This is a genomic window from Streptomyces cyaneofuscatus (assembly GCF_042718795.1).
Taxonomy (GTDB): Bacteria; Actinomycetota; Actinomycetes; order Streptomycetales; family Streptomycetaceae; genus Streptomyces; species Streptomyces cyaneofuscatus_A.
On sequence record NZ_JBHXOX010000034.1, the window covers coordinates 1 to 17,559 of the forward strand.

A 17,559-nucleotide genomic window follows, 5' to 3' on the forward strand; every position below is an offset into this window, starting at 1 on the left:
GACGCTTCCTTCGGTCCCGTTTCACCGGGGCCCTCCGGGCGCTTCCCTTCGTGTTTCTTTGTCTTGCTGTCCTGCGTTTCCGACTCTATCAGACTTTTTCGTGTCCGATTCCCTGTCGAAGCGGGTCAAGCGGTTTTGCTGCTTTTCGCTTTCCAGGTCTTCGCTTTCGCGTTTTCCCTTTCGGCGAGTCCGACTCTATCAGGCCTTTTCCGTCTCCCTGACCACGTCCCTCGGGCATGCCAAAGAGAGGTTCAGGGTTAGGATTTGGGCTTGAAGGTTGCCGCCGACCCCCGACTCAAAGTCGCGTTGGGGTCAGGCAGGAGTACGACAGTACAGGCCGCCGGGGACCGAGGCAAATCGCTTGCGGTGCACCCCTAGGGCTGTCAACCGGGCGGTCTCGGGCGGAACCGGGACTTCATATGACTTACTCTGCTGAGCAGTACGCCGTCCCCACATCAGCCGCGGCGGCGACACCTGAATCTCCACCCCCTGGGAGGCTCCCCATGACCAACGTGACGTCCCCTCTTGCTGGACGCGCCATCGGACTCACCGCGGTTCCCGACCCGGTCTTCTCCGGCGCGATGGTCGGTCCCGGCACCGCCATCGACCCCGTACGTGAGCCCTCCGAGGCCGTGTCCCCGGTCGACGGCATCGTCGTCTCTCTTCACCCCCACGCGTTCGTCGTCGTCGACGCCGACGGGCACGGGGTGCTGACGCACCTCGGTATCGACACCGTCCAGCTCAACGGCGAGGGCTTCGAGCTTCTCGTCAACAAGGGGGACACGGTGACCCGGGGCCAGAGCATCGTGCGCTGGGACCCGGCCGGCGTCGAGGCGGCCGGCAAGTCACCCATCTGCCCGATCGTGGCCCTGGAGGCCACCGCCGAGTCGCTCTCCGATGTCCGTGAGGACGGGGACGTGAAGGTCGGCGACACGCTGTTCGGCTGGCAGTAACGCCTCGGGCGCAGTGACCAGCCAGTTGCACAACCACCGCGGTGACTCGGTCACCGCACAACCGGAGACGGGTGAAATGGAGACAACGCTGCGAGGCGTCGGCGTGAGCCACGGTGTGGCCATCGGCGAGGTTCGGCACATGGGAACGGCGGTGCTGGAGCCGCCCGCCAAATCGATTCCCGCCGAGGAGGCCGGTCGCGAACAGGGGCGTGCCCGGCAGGCGGTGGAGGCGGTCGCGGCCGATCTGATCGCGCGCGGCAATCTGGCCGGCGGCGAGGCACAGCACGTGCTCGAGGCGCAGGCCATGATGGCCCAGGACCCCGAGCTGATGTCCGATGTCGACCGGCGTATCGCGGTGGGCAGCACCGCTGAGCGCGCGGTGTACGACGCGTTCGCCGCGTACCGGGCGCTGCTCGCCAATGCCGGGGAGTACCTGGCGGGGCGGGTCGCGGACCTCGACGACGTACGGAACCGGATCGTGGCGCGGCTGCTCGGTGTGCCGATGCCCGGGGTTCCGGACAGCGACGAGCCGTACGTGCTCATCGCGCGCGATCTTGCGCCGGCGGACACGGCGCTGCTCGACCCGACTCTGGTGCTCGGCTTCGTCACCGAGGAGGGCGGGCCTACCAGCCACAGCGCCATCCTGGCGCGGGCGCTCGGCGTTCCCGCCGTGGTGGCTCTGCCGGGCGCCGGTGAGCTGGCCGAGGGCACGGTCGTGGCCGTGGACGGCAGCACCGGTGAGATCTTCGTCGATCCGAGCGCGGAGAAGCGGGCCGAGATGGAGGCCGCCGCTGCCGCTCGTAAGGCTGCGTTGTCCGCCTCGACCGGTCCGGGTGCCACGTCGGACGGGCACAAGGTGCCGCTGCTCGCCAATGTCGGCGGTCCGGCCGATGTGCCCGCGGCGGTCGAGGCGGGGGCCGAGGGTGTCGGGCTGTTCCGCACCGAGTTCCTCTTCCTGGACGACAGCAAGCAGGCTCCTTCCGAGGAGAAGCAGGTCGCGGCCTACCGTGCGGTGCTGGAGGCGTTCCCTGAGGGGCGTGTCGTCGTACGCGTACTGGACGCCGGCGCCGACAAGCCGCTGGACTTCCTGACGCCGGCCGACGAGCCGAACCCGGCGCTCGGTGTCCGGGGGCTGCGCAGCCTGCTGGACCACCCGGACGTGCTGCGTACCCAGCTCACCGCGCTGGCGAAGGCCGCCGAGGGTCTGCCGGTGTACCTGGAGGTCATGGCGCCCATGGTGGCCGACCGCATCGACGCCAAGGCGTTCGCGGACGCGTGCCGTGAGGCGGGGTTGCAGGCGAAGTTCGGCGCGATGGTGGAGATTCCGTCCGCCGCTCTGCGGGCACGGTCGATCCTCCAGGAGGTCGAGTTCCTTTCGCTGGGCACCAACGACCTGGCGCAGTACACCTTCGCGGCCGACCGTCAGGTGGGTGCGGTGTCGCGGCTCCAGGACCCGTGGCAGCCGGCGCTGCTGGATCTCGTCGCGCTGTCCGCCGAGGCGGCTCGTGCCGAGGGCAAGAGCTGTGGGGTCTGTGGTGAGGCTGCCGCGGATCCTCTGCTGGCCTGTGTGCTGACGGGTCTGGGTGTCACCTCGCTCTCCATGGGTGCCGCGTCCATTCCTTATGTGCGCGCCACACTGGCCAAGTACACGCTGGCCCAGTGCGAGCGTGCGGCCAACGCCGCGCGGTCGGCCGACTCCGCCGAAGAGGCGCGCAACGCGGCTCAGGCTGTGCTGTCCGGCGAGTAGCCGGTGTGAGTTGTTCGTCGGAGGGGCTTCCCGCCTGGTGGTGGGGAGCCCCTCCTGTCGTGTGCGCCGTCCTCGTCAGTGGTGCCTTTCCGCGGGGTCGGCTCCGATGTCGAATCCCGCGCTGTACTCCACGCCGGATTCCGGGGAGACGGGATCTCCGGTCTCGGCGTCGGTGCAGTAGGCGTTGAAGACCTCGCCGGCGGTGAGCGGGGCGAGGGCGCCGTACGCCAGTCGCCAGCCGTGGACGCGGTCCGGGCTGTCGGGGGTGCTGGTGCGGAGGACCACTCCCCCGGGCGACTCCAGGGCGATCGCCACCGCGAGCACCGTGGCGAACTCCGCTCCTTCCGAGGTGTCCAGGCGGACCGGGCCCGTGGTGTCGCGGTGGGTGTGGAGCACCGCCAGGAGCTGGTCGTTCTCCGTCGGGGTGGAGCAGACCAGATGGTGGGTGCCCGGTCCGGCCGCTTCCAGCAAGCGGGTCAGGAGGTGGGAGGCCCGGTCGAACGCGGCGCGTCCGATGTCCTGGCCGCAGTCCACGCAGGCGCCGAGGTCGGCGAGGAGAAGTGTGGCGTACTCCCACGTGGCCTGGCGGACCGCGCGGGAGACCAGGAGCGGGATGAGGTCGGTCAGGCGTTGGCCGGTGTAGGCGACGGTGGCTCCGGCGGCGGCGATCTCGGCGGTGAAGCGGCTGCGGCTCGTGCCGGTGTCCGCGTCGAGTCCGGACTCCGCGCAGAACTCCGCGTAGTCCTCGGGGTCGAAGAGGGCGATCGTGGTGTGCATGCCCTGGGCGGCCAGTGAGGTGAGCAGGCCTTCGACCTGGTGCAGGTAGGCGGCGTGGTCGTCGAAGGGGAAGGTGCGGTAACGGCGCATGGCCGCGAAGTCCTGGACGTCGACCAGGAGGCCGATGGTGCTGGGGGCTTCGCGGCGCAATGTGCGGCGGAGGGTGGTGTCCTGTTTGGTGCTGGGTTTGATGCGGTGCTTCGCGTTGTGTGCGGAGCCGTGTTCGGTGTTCTTCTGCTGCGCCATGTGTCCCCCTGTGCGCGGTGAATCCTTGCTCACTCAGCGTAGTCAGGGGGACTGACAATCGGTCAGCTACGGCGGCTCGCGGCCAGTTCGGCGTAGAAGTGGAGCAGGTCGAGGTTGTCGACCGAGCCCGGGTTGACCGCCTTGGCCAGCTCGGTGCCCTGGAGCAGGCGCTTGACCGGGACCTCGATGCGCTTGCCGGTGAGGGTGTGCGGGATGGCGGGGACCTCGATGACCTCGTCCGGTACGTGGCGCGGGGAGAGGTTCTCGCGGATGGTCGCCTTGATCGCGGCCCGCAGGTCGTCGTCGAGGGTGGCGCCTTCCGTGAGGTGGACGAAGAGCGGCATCCAGTAGCCGCCGTCCGGCTCTTCCAGGCCGATGACGAGGGACTCGCGGATCTCGGGAAGCCGTTCGACGGCCTCGTAGATGTCGGCGGAGCCCATGCGGACGCCCTGGCGGTTGAGGGTGGAGTCGGAGCGGCCGTGGATGATCACCGAGCCGTGGTCGGTGAGGGTGATCCAGTCGCCGTGGCGCCAGACGCCGGGGTACATGTCGAAGTAGCTGTCGTGGTAGCGGCTGCCGTCGGGGTCGTTCCAGAAGCGGATCGGCATGGAGGGGAGCGGGTTGGTGACGACCAGTTCGCCGACCTCGTCGGTGAGCGGTTTGCCGGACGGGTCCCAGGACTGGAGGTCGGTGCCGAGGCAGGGGGCCTGGAGTTCGCCGATGTGGACCGGGAGGGTGGGAACGGCTCCGGCGAAGCAGGAGCAGACGTCGGTGCCGCCGCTGACGGAGGCGATCCAGAGGTCCTCGGCCACCTCGTCGTGGAGCCAGCGGAAGCCGTCGGGCGGGAGCGGCGAGCCGGTGGTGGCCACGCACTGGACACGGGAGAGGTCGAAGTCGCGGCCGGGGTGGATGTCGGCCTTGCGGCAGGCCATGACATACGCGGCGGAGGTGCCGTAGAGGGTGGCGCCGGTCTGTTCGGCGATCCGCCACTGGGCGCTGACGTCCGGGTAGCCGGGGCTGCCGTCGTACAGGACGACGGTGGTGCCGGTGAGGAGGCCGGAGACGAGGAAGTTCCACATCATCCAGCCGGTGGAGGTGTACCAGAAGAAGCGGTCCTCGGGGCCGAGGTCGCAGTGCAGGCCGAGCTGCTTGAAGTGTTCGAGCAGGATGCCGCCCTGGGACTGGACGATGGCCTTGGGCAGGCCGGTGGTGCCGGAGGAGTAGAGGACCCAGAGCGGGTGGTCGAAGGGGACCTGTTCGAAGACGGGCTCGGTGTCGGCGGAGGTGAGGGCGGCCCAGGCGAGGGCGCCTTCGGGGGCGTCGGTGCCGAGCAGCGGGATGTGGACGACGGCGCGGAGGGTGGGCAGCTCGCGGCGGAGTTCGGCGACGGTCTCCGTACGGTCGTGCTCCTTGCCGCCGTAGCGGTAGCCGTCGACGGTGAAGAGGACGACGGGTTCGATCTGCTGGAACCGGTCGAGGACGCTGCGGGCGCCGAAGTCGGGGGCGCAGGAGGTCCAGACGCCGCCGACGGCCGCGGTGGCGAGGAAGGCGACGACGGCCTGCGGGATGTTGGGGAGGTAGCCGCTGACGCGGTCGCCGGGGGTGACGCCGAGGGCGCGGAGTTCGGCGGCGAGGGCGCCGACCTGGCGGCGGAGGTCGGACCAGCTGATGGGGACCTGGGTGTGCGTCTCGTCGACGTACAGGAGGGCGGGGCTGTCGGCGCGGGCCGGGTCCTCGGCGGTGCGCAGGGCGTGTTCCGCGTAGTTGAGGGTGGCGCCGGGGAACCAGGTGGCGCCGGGCATGGTGCGCTCGCCCAGGACGCTCTCGTACGGCGTCGAGAAGCGGATGTCGAACCACTCGGCGACGGCCTGCCAGAAGGTGTCGAGCTCGTCGACGGACCAGCGGTGCAGGGCCGCGTACCCGCCGTCGGCCGGGGCTCCGAAGCGGCTCGCGGCCCAGCTCTGGAAGCGGGTCACGGCCGCGGCCTCGATGCGCTCGGGGCTGGGCTGCCAGAGGGGGGCGTCGGGCGTGGCTGCGGTCATGGGGCGGCTCCCTGGCTGGACGGGTACGCGGGTGGCGTGTCGGCGCGCACGGGCTGGGGTGTGCGCGTGAGCGGCTGACACGGACGATGCCATGTGATCGTCTGCGGCACCAGGGTCACCCGGCGTGATGCGGGCTTCGATTCCTCGGCCGGGGTGTCGGCCGAGGCGAGTGAACGGGAGTTGAACGGGAGGTTCTGCGGTCCTGGCGGGTGGCATGGTGTGCGCCATGGACGGTCGTGACCTGGTGCGTCGGGTGAGGTTGGTCGGTTCGGTACGGGGGCTGCGCACGGTGCGCGCGGCCTGGCGGCGCCGGTCGGCGGATGCGCGTGCGCTGCCTCCGCGCGGTGCGGAGCGGGCCCGGGTGCCCGGGGCTCTGGTGGGGGCTGAGCCGGGTCCCGGCGGGGGTGTGGTGCGGTTCGCCCGTTCGGAGCTGCGGATCCGGGTGGCGGTGGGCGGGGCGGTGTTCTGGGCGTGGGACGGGGCGGATCCGCTGCCGTCGTACGCGCTGGCGGGTGAGGTGCCGGGGCCGGATCCGCGGGCGGTGCTGGAGCCGGGCAAGGACGGCGGCTGGCAGGTGGTCTCCGAGCGGCTGACCGTGGTGGTGTCGCGGACCGGTGCGGTGGAGCTGCGGACGCCGGGTGGGGTGCTGCTGCGCCGGGAGCTGCCGCCGCGCTGGTGGGAGCCGGTGGGCGGGGGTGCGGTGCGGTGGGTGCAGCGGTCGGAGGTGCCGGCGGACGCGCGGTTCTTCGGGCTCGGCGGGCGGGCGTCGGGGCCCCGGCTGCGGGACGGGGCGTACGGGCTGTGGAACACGGACCCGGGCGGGCGGTTCGGTCCGGGGGACGATCCGCTGTATCTGACGATGCCCGTGCAGGTGGTGGTGTCGGACGCCGGGACTCATCTGGCGTTCCACGACAACACCTGGGCGGGTCGGGTGGTGGTGCGTGAGGGCGAGGAGGGCGCGGGCTCGGGGCACGACCGGCCGGGGACGTGCGAGGTGCGGATGGACGGCGGGCCGCTGCGGTGCTGGGTGGTGGCGGGGACGCCGGCCCGGGTGCTGCGGGGGTGGACGGCACTGACGGGGGCGCCGGCGGTGCCGCCGTCGTGGGCGCTGGGGCCGCAGCACGCGCGGTGGGGGTTCGGGAGTGAGCGGGAGGTACGGCGGGTGGTGGCCGGGTACCGGGAGCGGGGGCTTCCGCTGTCGGTGCTGCATCTGGACATCGACCACTACGACGGGCACCGGGTGTTCACGGTGGACCGGGGGCGGTTCCCCTCGCTGCCCGGGCTGGCGAAGGAGTTGCGCGAGGAGGGCGTGCGGCTGGTGTCGATCGTGGATCCGGCGGTGAAGGCGGCGCCGGGTGACGCGGTGTTCGACGCGGGTGTGGCGCTCGGGGAGCGTGGGGCGTACGTCCGGGACGCGCGGGGGCGGGTGGTGGTGGGCGAGGTGTGGCCCGGGGCCTGCGCCTATCCGGATTTCACCGATCCGGTTGTGCGGGAATGGTGGGGATCTCTGTACGAGGAGCGGCTCGCGCAGGGCTTCTCGGGGGTCTGGCACGACATGAACGAGCCGGTGTCGTTCACCGCGTTCGGGGACCCGTCGCTGCCGCGTTCGGCCCGGCATGTGCTGGAGGGCGCGGGCGGCGACCATCGCGAGGCGCACAACGTGTACGGGCTGGCGATGGCGCGTGCCGGGTACGAGGGTCTGCTCCGGCTGCGTCCCGAGGAGCGGCCGTTCCTGTTCTCGCGGTCGGGGTGGGCGGGGATGCAGAGATACGGGGGCACCTGGTCCGGTGATGTGTCGACCGGGTGGCCGGGGCTGCGGGCCTCGCTCTCGCTGGTGCTGGGTCTCGGGCTGTGCGGGGTGCCGTACTCGGGTCCGGATGTGGGCGGGTTCGACGGGTTCCCGTCGCCGGAGCTGTATCTGCGGTGGTTCCAGCTGGGCGCGTACCTGCCGTTGTTCCGGACGCATTCGGCGATCGACGCGGGGCGCCGGGAGCCGTGGGAGTTCGGGCCCGAGGTGCTGGAGCACGCGCGGGCGGCGCTGGTGGAGCGGGAGCGGCTGCACCCGTACTTCGTGACACTGTCGCACGTGGCGCGGCTGTCGGGGGCGCCCTATGTGCGGCCGGTGTGGTGGGCAGCGCCGGGCGACCGGGCGTTGCGGGGGTGCGAGGACGCGTTCCTGCTGGGCGATGCGCTGCTGGTGGCGCCGGTGATGGAGGCCGGGGCGGACCGGCGGGTGGTGCGGCTGCCCCGGGGGCGCTGGTACGACACGGTGACCGGGCGGGCGTACGAGGGGCCGGGGCCGGTGGTGGTCGAGGCGCCGCTCTCCCGGATTCCGGTGCTGGCGCGGGCGGGGGCGGTCGTTCCGGTGCGGGACGCGGACGGGGAGCTGGAGCTGGAGGTGTGGGCGCCGGCTCCGGGGCGGACCGGGGGCGGTCTTGTGGTCCGGGACCCGGGTGACGGGTGGGCGGAGGCCGAGGTGGAGCGGTATGTGTCGCGGTGGGAGGGGGACCGCGTGGTGGTGGAGCGGGACGGTGGGTCCGGGGCGGGGGCGGTGGGGCTGCCGGTGCGGGTTCGGGGGGCGGTGGTGGAGGGGTAGGGGGCTTCGGCGGGGCGCGTTCGTCGGATCCCCCGGGGCGAAGCCGCCGGGGCGGATCCCTGGGGCGGATCCCCTGAGGCGGATCACTGTGCGCCTCAGCCGTAGCGGCCCGCGAACCAGGCGTTCGCCGCTTCCGTGTGCAGCGGGAAGGTCAGGGGGCGGGGTGCGTACAGGATCTCGTAACCCGAGGTCTCCTGGGTGGGGACGGAGGACGGCAGGCTCGCGAGGGGGCGTTGCGGGAGGAGGCCGAAGAGCAGGAGGTGGCCGGCGGTGTCGCTGAGGGCGTCGGCGAGGCGGACGTCCTGTTCGTCGGCCTCGATCCCGGTCTCCTCGTACAGTTCCCGGACGACCGCGTGGCGCCAGTCCTCGGCGTGGTCGACGAAACCGCCGGGCAGCGCTGTGCCGCCCTTCTGCGGCTGGATGGTGCGCGTGATGACGACGAGTCCGGTTGCGTCGGGGCCGGTCACGGGGAGCAGGGCCACGGCGACCGGGAGCGGGTTGCGGTAGGCGGTGGTGCCGCAGCGGGGGCAGGTGCGGGGCCAGGTGCCGGGAGTGGTCAGGGCGGGGTACGGGGCGCCGCAGGTGGAGCAGTGGGAGTCCCTGACGTACGGGGCCGGCTGCCGACGGGTCGTCGGGGCGGGGCTGTTGGTGGGCTCGGACACGGGCGGACTGTATCCGATCGTCCTTTCGCCGGGGCGGCGAAGCTGATAGACGGTGTGACCATGACAGGAATGCGTACCGCTCTCCGCGCCTTGGCCACCGCCGGAGCCGCTCTGCTCTTCGCCACGGCAGCCTCTCCTACGTCGGCGCAAGCCCGATCCGAACCTCACGCGCCCGATGGGTTCGTGGCGTTGCGTTCGGTGGATCCGACGATCATCCAGGAGATGCGCTACACCACGGCGCACACCTTTCTCGGCGAGCGCGTCGACGGTTACCGGCAGCCGGTCTGCATCCTGACCCGGCCCGCCGCCCGTGCTCTGCATCGGGCGCAGAAGCGGCTGCTGCGGCAGGGGTATTCGCTGAAGGTGTACGACTGTTACCGGCCGCAGCGGGCGGTGGACCACTTCGTGCGCTGGGCGAAGGATCTCGACGACCAGTCCATGAAGGGGGAGTTCTATCCGCTGGTCGACAAGAGCCGGTTGTTCGCGGACGGTTACATCGCGGAGAAGTCCGGGCACAGCAGGGGCAGCACGGTGGACCTGACGCTGGTCCGGCTCCCGGCTCTGCCGACCAGGCCGTACCGCCCGGGCGAGCGGCTGACGCCCTGCTTCGCGCCGAAGGGGGAGCGGTTCCCCGACAACTCGGTTGACATGGGCACCGGTTACGACTGTTTCGACACCCTGTCGCACACCGATGATCGCCGGATACAGGGGAAGCAGCGCGCCAACCGGCAGTTCCTGAAGCGGACATTGACCGAGGTGGGGTTCGTGAATCTGCCCGAGGAGTGGTGGCACTTCACGCACAAGCCCGAGCTGTTCCCGGACACCTATTTCGACTTCCCGGTCGACCGCGGGTCGGTGGCCGGGCGCTGAAGGAACGGGCGACCGGGACCACCCCCGTGGGCTCCGGCCGCCCGTTCTTCTTTTCGGACGCGAAAGGGGCGTGTTCGGTTGCCGGTCGGGCGGCTACGGTGCCCGTATGTCACAGCAGACGTTCGATTCGTACGAGGAATTCTGGCCGTACTACGTCGCGATGCACTCCCGGGCCGCCACCCGCTGGGTCCATCTGACCGGCACCCTCACCGGTCTCGCGATCACGGCATACGGGCTGGCGCGGGGGCGGAAGCGGTACCTGGCGGCGCTGCCGCTGATCGGGTACGGCACGGCCTGGCCGGCGCATTTCCTGATCGAGAGGAACAACCCGGCGACGTTCGGGCATCCGGCGTGGTCGTTGCGCGGGGACGCGCGGATGATCGGGATGATGCTGGCCGGGCGGGACGCGGAGCTGGCGGAGACCGCGGCGAAGTGGCTGGCCGAGAACGGCTGAGCCGCGTGCGGAGTCGCGTGCGGAGGGGCTCTCGTGGTCGCGTACGGAGGGGCTCTCGTGGTCGCTCCTCTCTCCGGGGGCCGCCGCCCCTCTCGCCGGGGGCCGCTGCCCGTGGCACACTTCTGACGTTCCGTCAGATTAAGTGCCGGGGAGGGGCTTTGCCGCGTACGCGCATACCCGTGGTGGCCGGTTGGTTCACCGAGGACACCGCGGAGGAGGAGTTCCGGCTGCTGGGCACCCGCTGCTCGGGGTGCCGGTCGGTCCACTTCCCCCGCGAGGACGGCCACTGCCGCAATCCGCGCTGCCCCGGCGGGGAGCTGAAGGTGGTGCCGCTGTCGAAGCGGGGCACGGTGTGGTCCTGCACCGACGGGCGCTACCGGCCCCCTCCCCCGTACGTCAGCGATCCCGAGGTGCCCTGGGTGCCGTACATCCTGGTCGCCGTGGAGCTGGCGGCCGAGCGCATGGTGGTGCTGGGGCAGGCCGCGCCCGGGGTGGGCGTGGACGATCTGCCCGTCGGCTCGGTGGTGGAGGTGGTGCCGGGCGTCCTGGACGAGGACCGGGCGGCCGGCACCGTACACGCGACGTGGAACTGGCGGCCCGTGGCGGCGGAGGCTCTGCCGTGAGCGGCGATGTGGCCGTCCTCGGGGCCGGAATGCACCCGTGGGGCAAGTGGGGGCGCGGCTTCGTCACGTACGGGCGGGCCGCCGCGCGCGCCGCTCTCGACGACGCTGGCATCGGGTGGCCCGAGGTGGGGTCGGTGGTCGGTGCGCAGACGGTCCGGGGCGGCTATCCGGGGTACGTGGCAGGGGCGACGTTCGCGCGGGCGCTGGGGTGGCAGGGGGCGCGGGTGACCTCCGTGTACGCCGCGTGCGCTTCGGGGGCGCAGGCGATCGACACCGCGCGGGCCCGGATCCTGGCGGGGATGGCGGACGTGGTCCTGGTGGTGGGGGCCGACTCGGCGCCCAAGGGGTTCTTCGCCCCGGCGGGCGGGGAGCGGCCGGACGACCCGGACTGGCTGCGGTTCCGGGTGCTCGGGGCGACGAACCCGGCGTACTTCGGGCTGTACGCGCGCCGCCGGATGGCCCTGTACGGGGATACGCCGGAGGACTTCGCGCTGGTCAAGGTGAAGAACGCGGCGGCGGGAGCGATGAACGCGTACGCCCGCTACCGGACTCCGGTGAGCGCGGCGGAAGTCGCCGCCTCGGCCGTCGTCGCCGATCCGCTGCGGCTGCTGGACATCTGCGCCACCTCCGACGGGGCCGCCGCGCTGGTGCTGTGCAGCATCGAGTTCGCGCGGCGGCGTGGGGTGGCCGATCCCGTGCGGATCCGGGCCGTTTCCACCGTGACGCCGACGTTCCCGCGGACCGTCCTCGACCTCCCGGACATCGGCACCGATTCGGCGGTGGCCGTGGAGCCGTCGCCGGAGAGCTTCCGGTCCTCGATCGCCCGGGCCGCGTACGAGGAGGCGGGGATCGGGCCGGAGGATCTGTCGCTGGCGGAGGTCTACGACCTGTCCACCGCACTGGAGTTGGAGTGGTACGAGGACATCGGGCTGTGCGGTCCGGGTGAGGGCGCGAAGCTCGTACGGGAAGGGGTCACCGCGCTGGGCGGCCGCGTCCCGGTCAACGTGAGCGGCGGTCTCGCCTCGTTCGGGGAGGCGGTGCCCGCGCAGGCGATCGCCCAAGTATGCGAGCTGACCTGGCAGTTGCGCGGTCGGGCCGGGGACCGTCAGGTGCCGGGGGCCCGGGTGGGCATCACGGCGAACCAGGGGCTGTTCGGGCACGGTTCGGCGGTGGTGGCCGTCCGCTGAGAACACCTTTTGCCTGGCCATGGCTTGACGGCTCGTCATGGCCGCAGAACACTCGCAGCCCGGTCCGCCGGACGCCGTACGGCCCGTACCCCTGTCGGCGGGGGTACGGGCCGTACGCGTACGACCGTAGGGCCGGCCGGGCCGGTAGGGCTGTGGGGCCGGTAGGGCTGTTGGGCCGCAGGGCTGTAGGGGCGTAGGGCTGTCAGGTGGCGATGGGCGCGCGGTCGCGGGCCGCGCGCTCCAGCGCGTGCTCGACGACCGCGATCAGGACGTCGCGTACGGAGGAGCGGTCCCGCGCGTCGCACAGCAGCACCGGGACCTCGGGGTCGAGATCGAGGGCCGCCTCCACGGTCTCGGCGGGGAACTGCCCTGCCCCGTCGAAGCAGTTGACGGCCACGGTGAACGGGATCCGACGGCGTTCGAAGTAGTCGACCGCGGCGAAGCAGTCCTCCAGGCGACGGGTGTCGGCGAGGACGACCGCTCCCAGGGCGCCTTGGGCCAGCTCGTCCCAGAGGAACCAGAAGCGGTCCTGGCCCGGCGTGCCGAAGAGGTAGAGGACCAGGTCCTCGCGGACCGTGATCCGGCCGAAGTCCATCGCGACCGTGGTGGTGGTCTTGGACTCGACCCCCTCCAGGTCGTCCACCGGGCGGCCCGCCTCGCTCAGGCGCTCCTCCGTACGCAGCGGTCTGATCTCGCTGACCGCGCCGACCGCGGTCGTCTTGCCGACGCCGAACCCTCCCGCCACCAGGATCTTCAGGGTGACGGGCTCGACGGGCCGCTGCTTGACGCGGTTAGAGCGCCCGAAGGCCATTGATTACCTCGCGAAGAATGTTCACGTCCGGCAGCTCGGCCGGGGGAACGGGACGGGTGACGTGCACCAGCTCGTCCTCGACGAGATCGCCGACGAGGACCCGTACCACCCCTACCGGGAGGTCGAGTTCGGCGGCGAGCTCGGCGATCGACTGGGGCGCGTCGCTGCAGAGTTCGACGATCGTGACGTGTTCGGGGGCGAGCGTCTGGTCCCGGCCTGGATCCTCGGCGGCCGGTTCGGGCACGACGAGGGCGATCAGGTCGAGCCGGTGCCGGGAGGCGCTGCTGGTGCGCCCCCGGGTCATGGCGTACGGGCGGACCACCGGGCCGGCCTCGGCGTCGTACCACCGGGAGGACTGGGGGTCGGCGGCGGTCGTGTCCGTGGATCCGGGATCCGTGCCCCGGGGGGTGTCAGCGCTCATGCCCTGACCTCACCCTCCGGCGGGCAGACCGGTCGTCCGTGGGGCGTTGGCCAGGTGGGCCCCCACGCGCTTGACCATCAGCGTCATCTCGTACGCCACCTGGCCCACGTCGGAGTCCGCGTCGGCCAGGACGGCGAGACAGCTTCCGTCCCCGGCCGCGGTCACGAAGAGGAACGCCTCGTCCAGTTCGACGACGGTCTGGCGGACCCGGCCCGCGTCGAAGTGGCGGCCCACGCCCTTGGCGAGGCTGTGGAACCCGGAGGCGACGGCGGCCAGATGCTCGCTGTCCTCCCGGGTCAGATCCTGCGAGGTGCCGGTGGCGAGCCCGTCGCTGGAGAGCACCAGCGCCTTGCGGATGCTGGCGACGCGCTGGACGAGTTCGTCGAGCAGCCAGTTCAGCTCGCCCGAGCCGTGGCGTGCGGGGTTGGGTGCTGCGGCGTTCGGTGCGGTCATCGACCGTCCCCTCCCGGAGTGGTTCCTGGTGCTGTTCCCTCGGAGCCGGTCGCGTCGTGGGTGTCCTCGGCGTTCTGCCGACGACCGCGCTGCCAGCCGCGCTGGAGTGAAGCCATGCGGTTGCGTACCTCGTCCGCGTCACGGTCGTAGTCGTCGACCGTGTCCACGGGCGCCCGGTGCGGAGTCCGGTCGGCGGACTCCTCGCGGAGCTGGTGGGCGAGGCTGGCCTGCCGGACCCGCCGGGGCAGGCCGCCCACGGTGTCGGGTGCGGGTGGGCCGTTCGGCGCCGGGGGGTTCTCGGGGCGCGCCTCGGTGGTGCGGGGTGGTGCTGGGGTGTGCGGCGGTTCTGGGGTGTGCGGTGGTGCGGTGGTGCGGGGTGGTGCGGTGGTGCGGGGTGGTGCGGTGGTGCTGAGCGGGTCGACGGTCCTGAGCGGTGTGGGGGTGCGCTCGGCGGCGCGGGCAGCCCAGGGGGTGGTGTGCGCGACCGGGCCGGTCGGGGTGCGGGGTGCGGTCGCGGGCGGCTCGGCGGCGTCCCGGTCGCGGTTCTGGTCGCGGTCCAGGTCCTGGCTCCGGTCCTGGCCCGGGTCCCGGACCTGGTCGTCCACCCGGCGGCCCCGGTCGGTGACCAGGGTCGGCGGGGTGCGGCGCGGCAGCGGTACCGGGCCCGCAGGGCGCATCGGGCGGACCTCGGCCGTGGAGCCGTCGCCGTGGTCGCGGGCCTGCTGGTGCTGGTGCTGGTCGCGGCCGGTGGTTCGGCGCCGGTCCCGGCCGTCGTCACCGCGCGGGCTCCGGTCGTCCTCGCGGCGCGGGTCCCGGCCGTCGTCGCGGCGCAGGTCGCGGGCGCGGAAGATGCCGCCGCGCTCGCTCTCGGTGTCCTCCAGGTCGGAGACGCCGTCGAGTACGGGCCCCAGGGCCGGGTCGAGCGCCGGATCGAGCGCCGGGTCCGAGGCGCGGTCCAGCCGGTCGCCGGTGAGGTCCAGGGGGCCGACCGGGGCTTCCAGCTCCACCGGGCCGTCGAGCACCGCCGGTCCGGTGAGCCCGGTGGGGACCGGGGAGAGGACGGCGGACCGGCCGCCCGCCCTGCGGTCGCCGCCCGGTGTGGTCCTGTCGGCGGGCGGGGCGTCGCCGTCGGTGCGGCCGCTGCCGATGGCCCGCTCGGCGCGGCGGTCGAGACGGAAGCCGGTGCCGTGGGTGTCGGGGGCCTCGGTGAGGAGGGCGGCCGGGATGAACACGACCGCGGTGGTGCCTCCGTACGGCGATTTCTGCAGGGAGACCCGGACGTTCTGGCGCTGGGCGAGCCGGCTGACCACGAAGAGGCCGAGGCGGTCGGTGTCGGAGAGCTCGAAGTCGGGGGTCTCGGCGAGCCTCAGGTTGGCGTCGAGGAGGACTTCCGGGGGCATGCCGAGGCCGCGGTCGTGGATTTCGAGGGTGAAGCCGTTGGAGACGCGTTCGCCGTGCACCTGGACCGCGGTGTGCGGGGGTGAGAAGACGGTGGCGTTCTCCAGGAGTTCGGCGATGAGGTGGGTGAGGTCGGCGACGGCGGGGCCGCCCACACCGATCCGGGGCAGCCGCCGGACCTCGATGCGTTCGTAGTCCTCGACCTCGGCGACGGCGGCCCGGACCACGTCCATGAGCTGGATGGGCTTGCGCCACTGGCGGGAGGGGGCGGCGCCGGAGAGGATCACGAGCCCTTCGGCGTGGCGCCGCATACGGGTGGTGAGGTGGTCGAGGCGGAACAGGTCGGCGAGCTCGTCGCTGTTCTCGGTGCGGCGCTCCATGGTGTCCAGCAGGGTCAACTGTCGGTGCAGCAGGACCTGGTTGCGGCGGGCGAGGTTGACGAAGACCTCGGAGACGCCGCGCCGCATGTCCGCCTGCTTGACGGCGGCCTCGACGGCGGCGCGCTGGAGGGTGTTGAGGGCCTGGCCGACCTGGCCGATCTCGTCGCGCTCGTAGGTGAGGTGCGGGGCCTCGGTCTCGACGTCGACCTGTTCGCCGGAGGCCAGCCGCCGCATGACGCTCGGCAGCCGGACGCCGGAGACCTCGTGGGCGTCCTTGCGGAGCCGGGAGAGGTCGCGGACGAGTTCACGGCCGATGCGGACGGAGACGAAGATCGAGATGATCAGGGCCAGGAAGCCGAGGACTCCGGCGATACCGGCCTGGGCGAGGACCCGGTGTCCGGCCGGTTCCGCACGGTCCTGGAAGCGGTCGCCCATCTTCGTGGAGTCGCCGGCCAGCCGGTCGAGGACGGGCACGGCCGCCGCCTGCCAGCGCTCGGTGTCGACGGCTCCGGGGCGCTTGGTGGGCCCGGCGGCGATCAGGGTGTCCTCGGCGGTACGCAGCGGTTCCGCGTCCGGGCTGCTCCAGTACTGCTGGACCCGGCGGCGTTCGGCGCCGGGCAGGTTTTCGAGGCTGACCTCGTAGAGCAGGTCGCGCTGGGCCACCAGGCCGGATATCTGGCGCAGTTCGGCGGTGGTGAAGCGGCCCGCGATGAGGCTGGAGGCGACCAGCGCGTCCTCGCGCGACAGCATCTCGCGGGCCCTGGATATCCCGACGAGCGCCCGCATCTGCTTGTCCAGCGACCCGTTGTCCGTGGTGTGGAGACCGTTGAGGAAGCGGTAAGCGGGGTCGACGAGGCCGTTGTAGAAGTCCATCGCCTTCGCCCGGCCGATGGTGCGCTTCTCGACGGATTCGCGCAGCGAGTCCAGGCCGTCGACGGCGCTCAGGATCGCGTCGAGGCGGGTGCGGGCCTCGGCGTCGAGCGCCTCGCGGACGTCGTTCTGCCGGGCGCTGTTCCTGACCTCGGCCACGATCCGGTCGGTGTCGGCGCGTTGGCTCAGCAGGAGCGGCAGGGCGTCGGAGGCGCGGGGGTCGGCCAGGAAGACCAGGGTCTGCCGGCGCTCGGCCTGCACGACCCGGACCGCTTCCTCCAGGGGCCCGGAGACCTTGTCCACGGTGGTGCTGACGCTCATCAGCTCGCTCGCCTGGCGGCCGGTGACATAGGTGGCGAGGACCCAGAGGCCCGTGAGGGAGACGAGCGGCACCAGCAGCAACGCCACGATCTTCCTGCGGATGGACTTCCCGCGAAAGCGCATGGCCTCCCCCAGATCGGCCCCGCACCGCGGGGGTGGTCTTCTCCCGGTCGTCCCTCGACCCTGCCCCGACGTTCGCCGTGCGTACACGGGCGCGCATCGGACGACGCGGGCGAGGGTCCGTCCTGCGTCAATAAACGGCGCGAGCCTACTACTGACACAGAGACAACTCGAAGACACGTCCGGATGATTTTCAGCCGTCCGGAAAGTATTTGATCATGAGTTGTCCCGGTATTCCCGGAGATGAAATTCGCGAAAGCGACAGAGGGTCCCCGCCGATCCCCCGAGTTCGGGCCCGGATCAGTTGGCTGGAATTATTCGTTCCGTAGCGTTCTGGGGCTCTGCGGCGGCTTTCAGCGGGAATCTTCGGAGCGGGTGGTTCGTCCATATGTACGGGGTAGACGCACGGCGGGGGCGCGCGCGGCGGTACGGAGTCCATCCGCCCGCGTAGAACCGGCGCAAGCCGGGCAGCCACCCTGCAGTCGGACAGTGGTGGGGAGTTGAAGGACCTTGAGCACGCAGGAGCGCGGGAGCGCCGGAGCACCGGTCGGCACCGCGAGCGCGGACGCGGCGTACGGGGCGCGGGTGCCGCGGCAGTTGTGGGTGGAGGAGCCGGCCAGGAAGCGGC

14 protein-coding genes are annotated in these 17,559 nt (G+C 72.0%); 7 read left to right on the forward strand and 7 right to left on the reverse strand.

Going from position 1 to position 17,559, the window contains the following annotated elements; genetic code table 11:
* The first annotated feature begins 503 nt into the window (after positions 1-503).
* Complete coding sequence (locus ACFWRT_RS31695; protein ID WP_018512548.1) at positions 504-953, forward strand: PTS sugar transporter subunit IIA; 450 nt, start codon at positions 504-506, stop codon at positions 951-953.
* Between the two features lie 76 nt (positions 954-1,029).
* On the forward strand, positions 1,030-2,700 hold the full coding sequence (gene ptsP / locus ACFWRT_RS31700; protein WP_380953215.1) for a phosphoenolpyruvate--protein phosphotransferase: 1,671 nt from the start codon (positions 1,030-1,032) through the stop codon (positions 2,698-2,700).
* 75 nt (positions 2,701-2,775) lie between these two features.
* On the opposite strand, the gene ACFWRT_RS31705 is transcribed toward ptsP, so the two are convergent.
* Positions 2,776-3,723 (reverse strand): hypothetical protein, encoded by a 948-nt coding sequence (locus ACFWRT_RS31705; protein ID WP_380953214.1) that lies wholly within the window; start codon positions 3,721-3,723, stop codon positions 2,776-2,778.
* Between the two features lie 62 nt (positions 3,724-3,785).
* Positions 3,786-5,765 carry an acetoacetate--CoA ligase gene (locus ACFWRT_RS31710; protein WP_380953213.1) on the reverse strand — a complete coding sequence of 660 codons (1,980 nt, stop codon included), beginning with the start codon at positions 5,763-5,765 and terminating at the stop codon, positions 3,786-3,788.
* A 226-nt stretch (positions 5,766-5,991) separates the two neighbouring features.
* On the opposite strand from ACFWRT_RS31710, the gene ACFWRT_RS31715 reads away from it, so the two are divergent.
* Positions 5,992-8,361, forward strand: a complete 2,370-nt coding sequence (locus ACFWRT_RS31715) for a glycoside hydrolase family 31 protein (protein ID WP_380953212.1) — start codon at positions 5,992-5,994, stop codon at positions 8,359-8,361.
* Positions 8,362-8,456: 95 nt separating this feature from the next.
* Here the strand turns inward: ACFWRT_RS31715 and ACFWRT_RS31720 are convergent, their stop codons facing one another.
* Entirely contained in the window at positions 8,457-9,023 is a 567-nt protein-coding gene (locus tag ACFWRT_RS31720) for an NUDIX domain-containing protein (RefSeq protein WP_380953211.1), read from the reverse strand.
* Positions 9,024-9,083: 60 nt separating this feature from the next.
* Between ACFWRT_RS31720 and ACFWRT_RS31725 the strand changes: the two genes are divergently transcribed.
* The 4 genes from ACFWRT_RS31725 to ACFWRT_RS31740 all read left to right on the forward strand — a co-directional run bounded on the left by ACFWRT_RS31725 (position 9,084) and on the right by ACFWRT_RS31740 (position 12,157).
* Positions 9,084-9,893 carry a M15 family metallopeptidase gene (locus tag ACFWRT_RS31725; RefSeq protein WP_380953210.1) on the forward strand — a complete coding sequence of 270 codons (810 nt, stop codon included), beginning with the start codon at positions 9,084-9,086 and terminating at the stop codon, positions 9,891-9,893.
* A 106-nt stretch (positions 9,894-9,999) separates the two neighbouring features.
* Positions 10,000-10,347: an Mpo1-like protein gene (locus ACFWRT_RS31730; RefSeq protein WP_380953209.1), complete on the forward strand. Its 348-nt coding sequence runs from the start codon at positions 10,000-10,002 to the stop codon at positions 10,345-10,347.
* Positions 10,348-10,505: 158 nt separating this feature from the next.
* Positions 10,506-10,970, forward strand: coding sequence for a Zn-ribbon domain-containing OB-fold protein (locus ACFWRT_RS31735; protein WP_380953208.1), 465 nt, complete (start codon positions 10,506-10,508; stop codon positions 10,968-10,970).
* A complete protein-coding gene (locus ACFWRT_RS31740) occupies positions 10,967-12,157 on the forward strand; it encodes a lipid-transfer protein (protein WP_380953207.1) in 1,191 nt (396 codons plus the stop codon). The genes ACFWRT_RS31735 and ACFWRT_RS31740 overlap by 4 nt, the downstream gene beginning before the upstream one ends.
* Before the next feature lie 202 nt (positions 12,158-12,359).
* Here the strand turns inward: ACFWRT_RS31740 and ACFWRT_RS31745 are convergent, their stop codons facing one another.
* From ACFWRT_RS31745 to ACFWRT_RS31760, 4 genes are read right to left on the reverse strand one after another with little or no spacing between them, the layout of a single operon-like run.
* Complete coding sequence (locus tag ACFWRT_RS31745) at positions 12,360-12,968, reverse strand: GTP-binding protein (RefSeq protein WP_380953206.1); 609 nt, start codon at positions 12,966-12,968, stop codon at positions 12,360-12,362.
* The gene (locus ACFWRT_RS31750) at positions 12,949-13,389 is read right to left on the reverse strand and encodes a DUF742 domain-containing protein (RefSeq protein ID WP_380953205.1); all 441 of its coding nucleotides are present in this window, start codon (positions 13,387-13,389) and stop codon (positions 12,949-12,951) included. The genes ACFWRT_RS31745 and ACFWRT_RS31750 overlap by 20 nt, the downstream gene beginning before the upstream one ends.
* A 9-nt stretch (positions 13,390-13,398) precedes the next feature.
* A complete protein-coding gene (locus tag ACFWRT_RS31755; RefSeq protein ID WP_015607287.1) occupies positions 13,399-13,842 on the reverse strand; it encodes a roadblock/LC7 domain-containing protein in 444 nt (147 codons plus the stop codon).
* On the reverse strand, positions 13,839-16,934 hold the full coding sequence (locus ACFWRT_RS31760) for a sensor histidine kinase (RefSeq protein WP_380953204.1): 3,096 nt from the start codon (positions 16,932-16,934) through the stop codon (positions 13,839-13,841). The genes ACFWRT_RS31755 and ACFWRT_RS31760 overlap by 4 nt, the downstream gene beginning before the upstream one ends.
* Positions 16,935-17,559 lie beyond the last annotated feature (625 nt).

Bases quoted from the DNA above. Each gene is read 5' to 3' on its own strand.
- ACFWRT_RS31695 (WP_018512548.1), top strand. From the start codon at position 504: ATGACCAACGTGACGTCCCCTCTTGCTGGACGCGCCATCGGACTCACC.
- ptsP (WP_380953215.1), top strand. From the start codon at position 1,030: ATGGAGACAACGCTGCGAGGCGTCGGCGTGAGCCACGGTGTGGCCATC.
- ACFWRT_RS31705 (WP_380953214.1), bottom strand. From the start codon at position 3,723: ATGGCGCAGCAGAAGAACACCGAACACGGCTCCGCACACAACGCGAAG.
- ACFWRT_RS31710 (WP_380953213.1), bottom strand. From the start codon at position 5,765: ATGACCGCAGCCACGCCCGACGCCCCCCTCTGGCAGCCCAGCCCCGAG.
- ACFWRT_RS31715 (WP_380953212.1), top strand. From the start codon at position 5,992: ATGGACGGTCGTGACCTGGTGCGTCGGGTGAGGTTGGTCGGTTCGGTA.
- ACFWRT_RS31725 (WP_380953210.1), top strand. From the start codon at position 9,084: ATGACAGGAATGCGTACCGCTCTCCGCGCCTTGGCCACCGCCGGAGCC.
- ACFWRT_RS31730 (WP_380953209.1), top strand. From the start codon at position 10,000: ATGTCACAGCAGACGTTCGATTCGTACGAGGAATTCTGGCCGTACTAC.
- ACFWRT_RS31745 (WP_380953206.1), bottom strand. From the start codon at position 12,968: ATGGCCTTCGGGCGCTCTAACCGCGTCAAGCAGCGGCCCGTCGAGCCC.
- ACFWRT_RS31750 (WP_380953205.1), bottom strand. From the start codon at position 13,389: ATGAGCGCTGACACCCCCCGGGGCACGGATCCCGGATCCACGGACACG.
- ACFWRT_RS31755 (WP_015607287.1), bottom strand. From the start codon at position 13,842: ATGACCGCACCGAACGCCGCAGCACCCAACCCCGCACGCCACGGCTCG.
- ACFWRT_RS31760 (WP_380953204.1), bottom strand. From the start codon at position 16,934: ATGCGCTTTCGCGGGAAGTCCATCCGCAGGAAGATCGTGGCGTTGCTG.